This is a genomic window from Nonomuraea sp. NPDC050691 (genome assembly GCF_040654455.1).
In the GTDB taxonomy this organism is placed as follows: domain Bacteria; phylum Actinomycetota; class Actinomycetes; order Streptosporangiales; family Streptosporangiaceae; genus Nonomuraea.
This window is the reverse complement of sequence record NZ_JBFAIA010000247.1, coordinates 1-9,673: the sequence shown is the minus strand read 5'-3', so window position 1 is coordinate 9,673 and position 9,673 is coordinate 1. Positions and strand designations below refer to the sequence as shown.

11 protein-coding genes are annotated in these 9,673 nt (G+C 73.0%); 3 read left to right on the top strand and 8 right to left on the bottom strand.

Going from position 1 to position 9,673, the window contains the following annotated elements; all coding sequences use genetic code 11:
* Positions 1 to 166: 166 nt before the first annotated feature.
* Together AB0H81_RS41650 and AB0H81_RS41645 are read right to left on the bottom strand one after the other, a co-directional pair.
* Positions 167 to 667, bottom strand: coding sequence for a SigE family RNA polymerase sigma factor (locus AB0H81_RS41650; RefSeq protein WP_358387036.1), 501 nt, complete (start codon positions 665 to 667; stop codon positions 167 to 169).
* A 236-nt stretch (positions 668 to 903) separates the two neighbouring features.
* The gene (locus tag AB0H81_RS41645) at positions 904 to 1,611 is read right to left on the bottom strand and encodes a DUF1707 domain-containing protein (protein ID WP_358387033.1); all 708 of its coding nucleotides are present in this window, start codon (positions 1,609 to 1,611) and stop codon (positions 904 to 906) included.
* Positions 1,612 to 1,795: 184 nt separating this feature from the next.
* Here AB0H81_RS41645 and AB0H81_RS41640 point away from each other — a divergent pair, with 184 nt between their 5' ends.
* A complete protein-coding gene (locus tag AB0H81_RS41640; protein WP_358387030.1) occupies positions 1,796 to 3,160 on the top strand; it encodes an ankyrin repeat domain-containing protein in 1,365 nt (454 codons plus the stop codon).
* A 91-nt stretch (positions 3,161 to 3,251) separates the two neighbouring features.
* Here AB0H81_RS41640 and AB0H81_RS41635 read toward each other — a convergent pair whose 3' ends face one another.
* The 4 genes from AB0H81_RS41635 to AB0H81_RS41620 all read right to left on the bottom strand — a co-directional run bounded on the left by AB0H81_RS41635 (position 3,252) and on the right by AB0H81_RS41620 (position 5,593).
* Entirely contained in the window at positions 3,252 to 3,377 is a 126-nt protein-coding gene (locus AB0H81_RS41635) for a hypothetical protein (protein ID WP_358387027.1), read from the bottom strand.
* Entirely contained in the window at positions 3,374 to 3,592 is a 219-nt protein-coding gene (locus AB0H81_RS41630) for a hypothetical protein (RefSeq protein WP_358387024.1), read from the bottom strand. Before AB0H81_RS41630 ends, AB0H81_RS41635 begins: the two co-directional genes overlap by 4 nt.
* A gap of 68 nt (positions 3,593 to 3,660) precedes the next feature.
* Positions 3,661 to 4,875 carry an ATP-dependent DNA ligase gene (locus AB0H81_RS41625; protein ID WP_358387021.1) on the bottom strand — a complete coding sequence of 405 codons (1,215 nt, stop codon included), beginning with the start codon at positions 4,873 to 4,875 and terminating at the stop codon, positions 3,661 to 3,663.
* Positions 4,868 to 5,593, bottom strand: a complete 726-nt coding sequence (locus tag AB0H81_RS41620; RefSeq protein ID WP_358387018.1) for a pyrimidine reductase family protein — start codon at positions 5,591 to 5,593, stop codon at positions 4,868 to 4,870. The genes AB0H81_RS41625 and AB0H81_RS41620 overlap by 8 nt, the downstream gene beginning before the upstream one ends.
* A 142-nt stretch (positions 5,594 to 5,735) precedes the next feature.
* Here AB0H81_RS41620 and AB0H81_RS41615 point away from each other — a divergent pair, with 142 nt between their 5' ends.
* Complete coding sequence (locus AB0H81_RS41615) at positions 5,736 to 6,137, top strand: hypothetical protein (RefSeq protein ID WP_358387015.1); 402 nt, start codon at positions 5,736 to 5,738, stop codon at positions 6,135 to 6,137.
* A 69-nt stretch (positions 6,138 to 6,206) separates the two neighbouring features.
* Here the strand turns inward: AB0H81_RS41615 and glgX are convergent, their stop codons facing one another.
* Together glgX and AB0H81_RS41605 are read right to left on the bottom strand one after the other, a co-directional pair.
* Positions 6,207 to 8,330, bottom strand: a complete 2,124-nt coding sequence (gene glgX, locus AB0H81_RS41610; protein ID WP_358387012.1) for a glycogen debranching protein GlgX — start codon at positions 8,328 to 8,330, stop codon at positions 6,207 to 6,209.
* Between the two features lie 59 nt (positions 8,331 to 8,389).
* Positions 8,390 to 8,815 (bottom strand): OsmC family protein, encoded by a 426-nt coding sequence (locus AB0H81_RS41605; RefSeq protein ID WP_358387009.1) that lies wholly within the window; start codon positions 8,813 to 8,815, stop codon positions 8,390 to 8,392.
* 194 nt (positions 8,816 to 9,009) lie between these two features.
* On the opposite strand from AB0H81_RS41605, the gene AB0H81_RS41600 reads away from it, so the two are divergent.
* The gene (locus tag AB0H81_RS41600; protein WP_358387006.1) at positions 9,010 to 9,570 is read left to right on the top strand and encodes a sigma-70 family RNA polymerase sigma factor; all 561 of its coding nucleotides are present in this window, start codon (positions 9,010 to 9,012) and stop codon (positions 9,568 to 9,570) included.
* Positions 9,571 to 9,673 lie beyond the last annotated feature (103 nt).

Sequence of the window (9,673 nt, the reverse complement as noted above, 5' to 3'; positions counted from 1 at the left end):
CCTCGCCGGCGGCGGCCGAGGTGAGGGCGTCCAGCGCGGTCGGGGCGCCCGCGCCGCATCCGGCTGACCCGCCGGTCGACGGCGGCGACGGTCACGCCCCCGCGGGGTCCGTCCCCGCTGTCCTGGTCGAGCAGCTCGCGCAGGTCGTCCTCGGTCATGGCCATGATCAGCTCCCCATCCGTGTCGCGGCCCTGGCCGCCGGGTCCAGCCGCAGCTTGGCCAGCGCCCGGCTGGCCTGGCTGCGTACGGTCGCGACCGAGCACCCGAGCACCGCGGCGATCTCCTCGTCCGGCAGGTCCTCGAAGTACCGCAGCACGATCACCGCGCGCTGCCGGGTCGGCAGCGCCGCGAGCGCGGCGCGCAACGCGTCGCGGTCGCCGACTTCCCGGAACGCGTCGTCCGCCGCGGCGTGCTCCGGCGGCTCCCCCGTCGGGACCTCGCCCCGCCAGCGCCGCCGCCACCAGGAGGCGTGCGTGTTGGCCAGGATGCGGTACACGTACGGGTCGGGCGCCTCGCCCACGCGCCGCCAGGCCAGCCAGGCCCGGGCCAGCGCCGTCTGGAGCAGGTCCTCGGCGGTGGCCCAGTCGCGGCAGAGCAGGTACGCCGTCCGGAGCAGGCGAGCCGAGCGTTGCTCGACGTAGCGCTCGAAATCGGCTCGATCCCGCATCGGGGTCCTCACTGTGGTCGGTGACGGTCACCGATCACTACGCGCGAGCCCGTGCCGTATGTTGCATCAGCGGCGAAGATGATCGCGGCGGCGCGACGGTACGGCGGCGCGGTGCCCCGGCGGCCGAGGAGGCGACGGCGGCGCCTCAGGCCGCCGGAGAGACCCCGGCGACCGCTCAGGCGGCCCCGGGAAGCACCGGCCCCGGCTCAGGTGGCCGGGGAGACCCCAGCGACGGCTCAGTGGCCGGGGAGACCCCGGTGGCGGTCGTCGCCGTGGAGGCGGCGGTTGTCGTCGCGCCAGTCGTCGCCGTGCAGCTGCCTCCAGTGCTCGCGCCAGGCCGCGAGGCGCCGCTTCACCGGTTCCGCGCGGGAGTCGCCGACCACCTTCACGTCGCCCATCACCGCGTACGCGCGGACCCGCACCACCGGCACGTTCATGCCCAGGGCGCCCTGCTGCACGTCCACCCGCTTGTCGCCCATGACCGCCATGCCGTCGAGGTCCACGTGGACGCCGTCCGGGACGATGATCTTCACGTCGCCCATCACGGAGACGGCCGTGATGTCCACCACGTCGGTGCGGGCCTCGGCCTCGCGCAGGTCGAGCAGCACGTCGCCCATCACGGCCACCGCGCCCAGTTCCCGGTCGATCCGCCAGGCGCCGCGCCGCTTGGTGTCGCCCATCACGCCCACGAACCACCGCCGCCTGCGCCCGGTCCCGGGTCCGGGTTCCTGGGGGGCGGCCGGGAACGCATCGGGCCGGCCCGCGCCCGGCAGGTCCTGGGTGAGCAGGGCGAGCTCGGCGTGGGTGGAGGCGCTGTAGGCGGCCTCGGTGCGGTCGGTCAGCTCGGCCAGCGTGAGGCGGCCCTCCACGGAGGCCACGCGGAGTCGCTCCACGACGGCCTCGCGCTCGGCGTCGGACGCGCGCACTCCTCCAGGGTCAGTCATAAGACGCAACATATCGCGTTTCGCCGGCCGCCTCCTCCTCCCCCAGGAGGAACACCACCGTGTGCCATGCCCCTTTCGGACCATGCCCGGGAGCTCGTGACCGCGCGCCGCGCCAGGGGCTGGGGAGGCGGTGCCCGGCGGTGGTGGGCCGGGGCGGGGGTTGAGCTGGGCTAGTGTCCGTTGCATGCATGAGGAGAAGCTCTACCGGGCCGCGTTGAACGGCGAGTCGGAGACCGTGAGCGAGCTGCTCGCCGGGGGCGCCGACCCCAACCGGCCGAGCGAGGGAGAGGACGAGGGCCTGCCGCTGTGCGCGGCGGCCGCGTGGGACCGGGTCGAGGCCGCCCAGGCGCTGCTGGCCGCCGGGGCCGACGTCGACGGGCGCGAGGAGGGCGGCTGGACCCCGCTGCTGTGGGCCGCGGCCAACGGCCACGCCGACGTCGCCCGGCTCCTGGTGGAGGCCGGAGCCGAGGTGGACGCCGCCAACGACGACGGCGACACGCCGCTCACGCTCGCCGCCCGGCGCGGCGCGCTCGGCGTGGTGCGGGTGCTGCTGGACAGCGGCGCCGACGCGGGGAAGTACGACGGCGACGGCGACACCCCGCTCGACGTGGCGGCCGACTGGGTGGGCGTGCACCTGGAGAGCGCGCTGCTCGACCAGATCGGGCAGGACGACTGGGAGTACGTGGTGGCCCGGCAGTTCGCCAAGGACGGCACCGAGCTGGTGACCGTGGCGGGCCGCTCGGCCGACGGCTCGCAGACCGAGCAGGTGCAGGCGCAGCGCGGGCACGCGGCGATCGCCACGCTGCTGGAGGAGGCCACGGGCGCCCACGCGCCGGTGGACCGGCTGGTCGCGCGGGCGCTGGCGCACCGCGACACCGACGAGGACGCCGAGACCTGGTGGGTGGTGGCCGACGCGCTGGGGCGGCGGGGCGACGACGAGACCTACGAGGCGCTGGCCAGGCTGTGCGCGAGCGAGGACGCCCGGGAGCGGGAGTTCGGCGTGGACGCGATCGCCCAGTACGGGGTGACCGAGGACGGCGGCAAGCCGTACCTGGAGCGGACGCTGCCGCTGCTGCAGCGGATGGCCACCACGGAGAGCAATCCGCAGGTGCTCCGGTCGGTGCTCTCGGCGCTCGGCCACCAGGGCGACCCGCGCGCGCTGCCGCAGGTGCTCGACATCATCGGCCGGCCGGGACACCGGCGCACGATGACCGACGCGATCGCGCTGGCCGACGTGCTGCCGCCCGGCCACGCCGAGGGGCTGGCCCTGCTCGTCTCGATGACGGGGGACGACGAGGACGAGGTGCGCGACTGGGCCACCTCGGGCCTGGCCTCGCTGGACGCCGACACGCCGGAGATCCGCGACGCGCTGGCGGCCCGCCTGGACGACACGGACCTGCGCACGGTCGCCGAGGCCACGCGCGGCCTCGCGGAGCGCGGGGACGAGCGGGCGCGGCGGGGCGTCGAGCGCGTGCTGGCCGAGAGCGACGACGACTACGCCCGCGACCTCGTCACGGAGGCCCGCGCCAAGCTCACCCCGGACGCCTGACGACGGAACTCGTGACTCGCGAGCTCATCACTCGCGAGCTCGCGACTCCGTGCTCGTGACGCCGGCCCGCGCCCGCCCCCCCGGCCTCGGGTCAGGGGCGGCGCTCGGTGCCGAAGATGCCGTTGACCGCGACGATCGCGAACCAGATCCCCAGGATGACCCACGCGGAGGCGCTCTGGATGCTGAGCGCGATCGTCGCCACGGTGCCCAGGCTCATCGAGACGATCGCGAGCGCGAGCCGCTGCCCGTCGGCCGTCCTGGACCGTTCGGCCAGCTTCTTGGTCTGGGGACGGCGGCCAGCCGCTCGTCCACCCGCCGGTCGACCTCCTGGCCCATCTTGTCGAGGAACGACTCGATGAGGGCGTCCTCGAAGTCGGGGCCGAGGTCGCGGCGGGCGGCCACGGCGGCACGAAGCTCATCACCAGTGCTCATATCTCGAGATATAGCGTGACGTGTGAGCATGAGACAAGAGATGGATCGTCACGGCACCAAAGCGTGACTCAACGGGCCAGGATGTCGTCCAGGTTGTACGAGACCGGCCGCTCCAGTTGCTCGTACGTGCACGACTCGGGCGTGCGGTCGGGCCGGGCGCGGCGCCAGTGGGCGGTGTGCCGGAACCGGTCGCCCTCCATCTGGTCGTAGGCCACCTCGATGACCAGCTCGGGCCGGAGCGGGATGAACGACAGGTCCTTCTTCGCGCTCCACCGCGAGATCGCGCCGGGGACCCGCTGGCCGCCCGTGGCCGGTCCGGCGGCCGGCTGGCCGACGGTGGCCGCCGCCTGCTCGGCCCAGTGTCCCCAGGGGTGCTCGCCGAGGTCGGCGACGTACGGCTTGAGCTCCTCCACCAGCTCCGCCCGGCGCGCCATCGGGAACGATGCGGCCACGCCCACGTGGTGCAGCCGCCCGTCGGGCCCGTACAGGCCGAGCAGGAGCGAGCCGACGATGGGGCCGGTCTTGTGCTCGCGGTAACCCGCCACCACGACGTCGGCCGTGCGCTCGTGCTTGACCTTGAACATGGTGCGCTTGTCCGGGACGTACGGCTGGTCGCCGGGCTTGACGATGATGCCGTCGAGCCCCGCCCCCTCGAACATCTCGAACCACTCCCCCGCCTGCCCGTCGTCGCGGGTGACGGGCGTGAGCCGCACCGAGTGGCCGGCCTGTCCGAAGACGCCCTCCAGGCGGGCGCGGCGCTCGGCGAAGGGCAGGTCGAGGTACGACTCGTCGCCGAGGGCCAGCAGGTCGAAGGCGACGAACGAGGCCGGCGTCTGCTCGGCCAGCATCCTGACCCGGGAGGCGGCGGGGTGGATGCGCTGCTGGAGCGCGTCGAAGTCGAGCTGGGAGCCGCGCGGCAGCACGATCTCGCCGTCGACCACGACCCGCTCGGGCAGCTCGGCCTTGACCGCCTCGACCAGCTCCGGGAAGTAGCGGGTGAACGGCCGCTCGTTGCGGCTGCCGAGGTAGACCTCGTCGCCGTCGCGGAAGACGATGCAGCGGAAGCCGTCCCACTTGGGCTCGTAGAACAGGGTGCCGTCCTGCTTGGGCATGGCCTTGACGGGCTTGGCCAGCATGGGCGGCACGGGCGGCCGGACCGGCAGGTTCGGCACCGGCTCCGGCTCGGCCCCGGCGTCGGGGACGGGGACGGGGACGGGCGGCTCGGCGGGCGCGGCGTCCGGGACCGGGGACTCGGCGGCCGGCGGATCGGCGGGATCAGTCATGGTTCGGCTCCCTCGTGTACCGGCAGAAGAGGACGCCGTCCTCCTCCAGGACCTGGCTGAGGCGGAGGCCGACGTGCGCCGCCTCGCCGTTCAGGATGCGCGCCGCGCCCCCGCCGAGCAGCAGCGGGCTGACCGTCAGGCACAGCTCGTCGAGCAGCCCGGCCGCGGCGAGCTGGGCGTTGAGCCGCGGCCCGCCCTCGCACAGCACCCGGGTCAGCCCCCGCTCGTGCAGCTCGCGCACGGCCGTCTCCATGTCGACCACCTCGTCTCCCGCGACGACGACGTCGGCGACGGCCTTGGTCGCGGTGAGGCGGTCGGACGGCGCGGAGGCGCAGGTGACGACGATCGTGCGGGAGATCGCCTCGGCGAACAAGGGGCCGTCGAGGTCGAGGTCGAGGCTGCGGCTGACCACGGCGAGGGGCGGCGTCGCGGGCCGCCCCTCGCGCAGCGGCCGCCACGACTCGCGCGGCCGGGCGGGGCCGTAGCCTTCGGCGCGCACGGTGGCGGCCCCGGCGACGACCACGTCGGCGAGCCCCCGCAGCACGCCGAAGATCCGCTTGTCGCCCTTGCCCGACAGCCCGCCCGACAGGCCGTTCATCCAGGCGGCGCCGTCGGCGCTGGCGACCATGTTGACGCGCAGCCACGGCTGCCCGGGCGGATAGGCGTAGGCCTGCTCGATGGGTGGATCGTCCTGTATGTCCGGATAGATGCGACGCACTCCTCTACCTTGGCACACGCCTCCGACAACCAGCCGTGACGGCGGCCTTTGCCCGAGACATCGCACTTTGGCGTAACGAGTGGCATACGTGGAGTGATGCGCTTAACGTGTCGTCTGGGTTCGGGGACCGAAGGAGGCCCGGGTGGGGCTCGCCACTGCCGTGACATGGATCTGCACCGCGATCGCCGGCGTGTACCTGCTCTACCTGTGGCTGTCGGGCGGCGGGCTGCGGCAGCAGGCCGCCAAGGTCACCCGCTTCCCGGTCACGCTGGTCTTCTCCCATCCCGTGCTCGCCGCGGCGGCGCTGGGCTGCTGGTTCGGGTACCTGGTGACCGGGGCCGAGGCGCTCGCGTGGACGGCCTTCGGGGTGCTGGCGGCGTCCGCGCTGCTGGGCTTCGCCCTGTTCACCCGCTGGCTCGGCGGCGGGCGGCACGCCCGGGGCGCCGAGCGCCGCTTCCCCGTGCTGGCCGTGGCGCTGCACGGCCTCGGCGGAGTGATCACGTTCGCGCTCGCACTCGTCACCGCCGCCCTGACCGGCCACTGACCCGCACAGCCATCCGTACCACCACAGGACCGGCCACAGGAACCGGCGGGGACAGGCCCGGGAGCCGCCTCAGGAGCCCAGCGGCTGGCGCAGCACCTGGATGGAGCGCGAGGTCACGGCCACCAGCGAGCCCGGCCGCCGGCCCTCGTCCGGGAACGGTTCGTCCTGGCGGGGCTCGTAGCTGGTGTCGAGCACCGGCAGCCAGGTGGCGCCGAACTCCTCGCCCGGCAGCGTGAACGTCATGTTCTCGTGGTGGGCGTTGATGAGCAGCAGGAACGAGTCGTCCACGATGCGCTCGCCGCGCGGCCCCGGCTCGGTGATGCCCTCGCCGTTGAGGTAGACCATCAGCGACTTGGCGTAGCCGGTGTGCCAGTCGCCGGCCGTCATCTCCTCCCCGGCGGGCGTCAGCCACACCAGGTCGCGCCGGCCGTCCTCGGAGTCGCGGCCGTGGAAGAAGCGGCGGCGCTGGAAGACCGGATGCTCGCGCCGCAGCCGCGACAGCGTCCGGACGAACTCCAGCAGGTCGGTCTCGGTGTGCACCAGCGACCAGTCGATCCAGGCGATCTCGTTGTCCTGGCAGTAGGCGTTGTTGTTGCCGCGCTGCGTGCGGCCGATCTCGTCGCCGTGGGACAGCATCGGCACGCCCTGCGACAGGAAGAGCGTGGTCAGGAAGTTGCGCCGCTGGCGGTGGCGCAGCCGGACGATCTCGGGGTCCTCGACCGGCCCCTCGGCGCCGCAGTTCCAGGAGCGGTTGTCGTCGGTGCCGTCGCGGTTGTCCTCGCCGTTGTCGAGGTTGTGCTTGCGGTCGTACGAGACCAGGTCGGTGAGGGTGAACCCGTCGTGGCAGGTGACGAAGTTGATGGAGGCCACCGGGCGGCGCCCGGAGGTGGCGTACAGGTCGGCCGAGCCGGTCAGGCGCGAGGCGAACTCGGGCAGCGCCGAGTGCGTGCCCCGCCAGAAGTCGCGCACGATGTCGCGGTACTTGCCGTTCCACTCCGTCCACAGCGGCGGGAAGTTGCCCACCTGGTAGCCGCCGGGCCCCACGTCCCACGGCTCGGCGATGAGCTTGACCTGCGAGATCACCGGGTCCTGCTGGATGAGGTCGAAGAACGCGCTCAGCCGGTCGACGTCGTGCAGCTCACGGGCCAGCGCCGAGGCCAGGTCGAAGCGGAAGCCGTCGACGTGCATCTCCAGCACCCAGTAGCGCAGGGAGTCCATGATGAGCTGGAGCGCGTGCGGCGAACGGACGTTGAGGGAGTTGCCGCAGCCGGTGTAGTCGAGGTAGTAGCGGCGGTCGCCGTCGTGCAGCCGGTAGTAGGCGGAGTTGTCGATGCCCCGGAAGCCGAGCGTCGGGCCCATGTGGTCGCCCTCGGCGGTGTGGTTGTAGACGACGTCGAGGATCACCTCGATGCCCGCCTCGTGCAGGGCCCGCACCATGGCCTTGAACTCCTGCACCTGCTCGCCGCGCGTGCCGGCGCTGGAGTAGCGGCCGTGGGGCGCGAGGTAGGCCGCGGTGTTGTAGCCCCAGTAGTTGGTCAGCCCCCGGGCCACCAGGAAGTGCTCGGGCATGAAGTGGTGGACCGGCATCAGCTCGACCGCCGTCACGCCGAGCGACAGCAGGTGGTCGATGATCGCCGGGTGCGCCACGCCCGCGTAGGTGCCGCGCAGCGGCTCCGGCACCGCCGGGTGCCGCATCGTCAGGCCGCGCACGTGCGCCTCGTAGATCACCGTCTGGTGGTACGGGATGCGCGGCGGCCGGTCGTTGCCCCACTCGAAGAACGGGTTGACCACCACGTTCTTCGGCATGAAGGGCGCGCTGTCGGTCAGGTTGAGCCGCGCCGGGTCGGTGAACTCGTACGAGAACAGCGCCTCGTTCCAGGTCAACTCGCCGTCGATGGCCTTCGCGTAGGGGTCGAGCAGCAGCTTGGCCGGGTTGCACCGGTGGCCGCGGGACGGCTCGTAGGGCCCGTGGACGCGGAAGCCGTACCGCTGTCCGGGCATGATGCCCGGAAGGTGGCCATGCCAGACGAACCCGTCGACCTCCGGCAGGTCGACGCGTTCCTCGGAACCGTCATCGTGGAATAGGCACAGCTCGACCCGCTCGGCCACCTCGGAGAACACCGAGAATCCGGTGCCCACGCCATCCCAGGTAGCGCCGAGTGGGTACGGCTCGCCAGGCCAGACATCTCGCATGTGACTCGATTGTCCCACGCGACCGCTATCACGCCAGAGCGTTCGCGATCACGATCTCGCTAGAGGAGCTGCGCGTTCAGCGTGATCGTCGTGCCGGCGAGGGCCTTGCTCACCGGGCAGTTGACCTTGGCCGTCTCGGCGGCCTCCTGGAACTGCTCGGCCGTGATGCCGGGCACCTGGCCCTGCACGGTGAGGACGATGCCGGTGATGCCCTCGCCCGGCTGGAAGGTCACGTCGGCGCTGGTGCGCAGCGACTCGGGCGGCGTGCCGGCGCCGGCCAGGCCGTGCGAGAGCGCCATCGAGAAGCACGAGGAGTGGGCCGCGGCGATGAGCTCCTCGGGAGAGGTCTTGCCGTTGGCCGCCTCGGCGCGCGAGGGCCAGGAGACCTCGAACGTGCCGACGCCGGACGTGTCGAGCGACACGGTGCCCGAGCCGTCGAGCAGGGCGCCCTTCCACTGCGTGGTGGCGGTGCGGGTGGTTGCCATGACGCTTCCTCCCTCTCGTTGGTGGACTTACGACCCTACCGTGAGCCCGCCGCTCCCCTGTCCGGGCCGGTGACCCGGGTCCGGTCCGGTTCATCCGGCTCAACTTCTGCGGCGAATGATGGCATGCTCGGGTCGCGGCGCACCCGCCGCCTTGGTCCGGATCATCGGCAGCTCATCGGGAGCTCATCGGGAGCGTGGTGCCAGTGGAGGCGCCGTACGACGACCGCCTGCTGCACCAGCGGGTGGTCGGCGGCGACGAGGCCGCACTCGGGGAGGTCTACGACCACCTCTCCTCGCTGATCTTCGGTCTGTCGCTGCGCGTCACCAGGGACCGGGTGATCGCCGAGGACATCACGCAGGAGGTGTTCCTGATCTTCTGGGAGCGTCCTCTCGCCTACGATCCCGACCGGGGCACGCTGCGGGCGTGGCTGGCCACGATCGCCCACCGCCGCGCGGTCGACCACGTGCGGGCCGAGGAGCGCCGCCGGGTCTCCACGCTGGGTCCCCGGCTGTTCGAGCCGCCGCCGGCGCGGCTGGAGGAGACGGTGCTCGCCGCCGACGAGGCGCGGCGGGTGCGCCAGGCGGTCACGGCGTTACCCGACGGCCTGAGACAGGCGGTGGAGCTGGCCTACTACGGTGGCCGGACGTACCGGCAGGTGGCCGAGGAGCTGGGCGTGCCGGAGGGCACGGCCAAGTCGCGGATCCGGCTGGCGCTGCGGCGCCTGGCCGACGCGCTGGCAGAGGAGGAGGTGTGATGGAGCCCGTCGACCGTCTCTACCTGGACGCGCTGATGGAGGACGCCGAGGTGCCGGCCGGCTCCCTCCGGCCGCAGTTGCTCGCCGGCGCCCGCGCCCGGCG

What these genes read in the sequence shown, in the direction of transcription:
- AB0H81_RS41650 (WP_358387036.1), bottom strand. Translation starts at nt 667, where the DNA reads ATGCGGGATCGAGCCGATTTCGAGCGCTACGTCGAGCAACGCTCGGCT.
- AB0H81_RS41645 (WP_358387033.1), bottom strand. Translation starts at nt 1,611, where the DNA reads ATGACTGACCCTGGAGGAGTGCGCGCGTCCGACGCCGAGCGCGAGGCC.
- AB0H81_RS41640 (WP_358387030.1), top strand. Translation starts at nt 1,796, where the DNA reads ATGCATGAGGAGAAGCTCTACCGGGCCGCGTTGAACGGCGAGTCGGAG.
- AB0H81_RS41635 (WP_358387027.1), bottom strand. Translation starts at nt 3,377, where the DNA reads ATGAGCCTGGGCACCGTGGCGACGATCGCGCTCAGCATCCAGAGCGCC.
- AB0H81_RS41630 (WP_358387024.1), bottom strand. Translation starts at nt 3,592, where the DNA reads ATGAGCACTGGTGATGAGCTTCGTGCCGCCGTGGCCGCCCGCCGCGAC.
- AB0H81_RS41625 (WP_358387021.1), bottom strand. Translation starts at nt 4,875, where the DNA reads ATGACTGATCCCGCCGATCCGCCGGCCGCCGAGTCCCCGGTCCCGGAC.
- glgX (WP_358387012.1), bottom strand. Translation starts at nt 8,330, where the DNA reads ATGCGAGATGTCTGGCCTGGCGAGCCGTACCCACTCGGCGCTACCTGG.
- AB0H81_RS41605 (WP_358387009.1), bottom strand. Translation starts at nt 8,815, where the DNA reads ATGGCAACCACCCGCACCGCCACCACGCAGTGGAAGGGCGCCCTGCTC.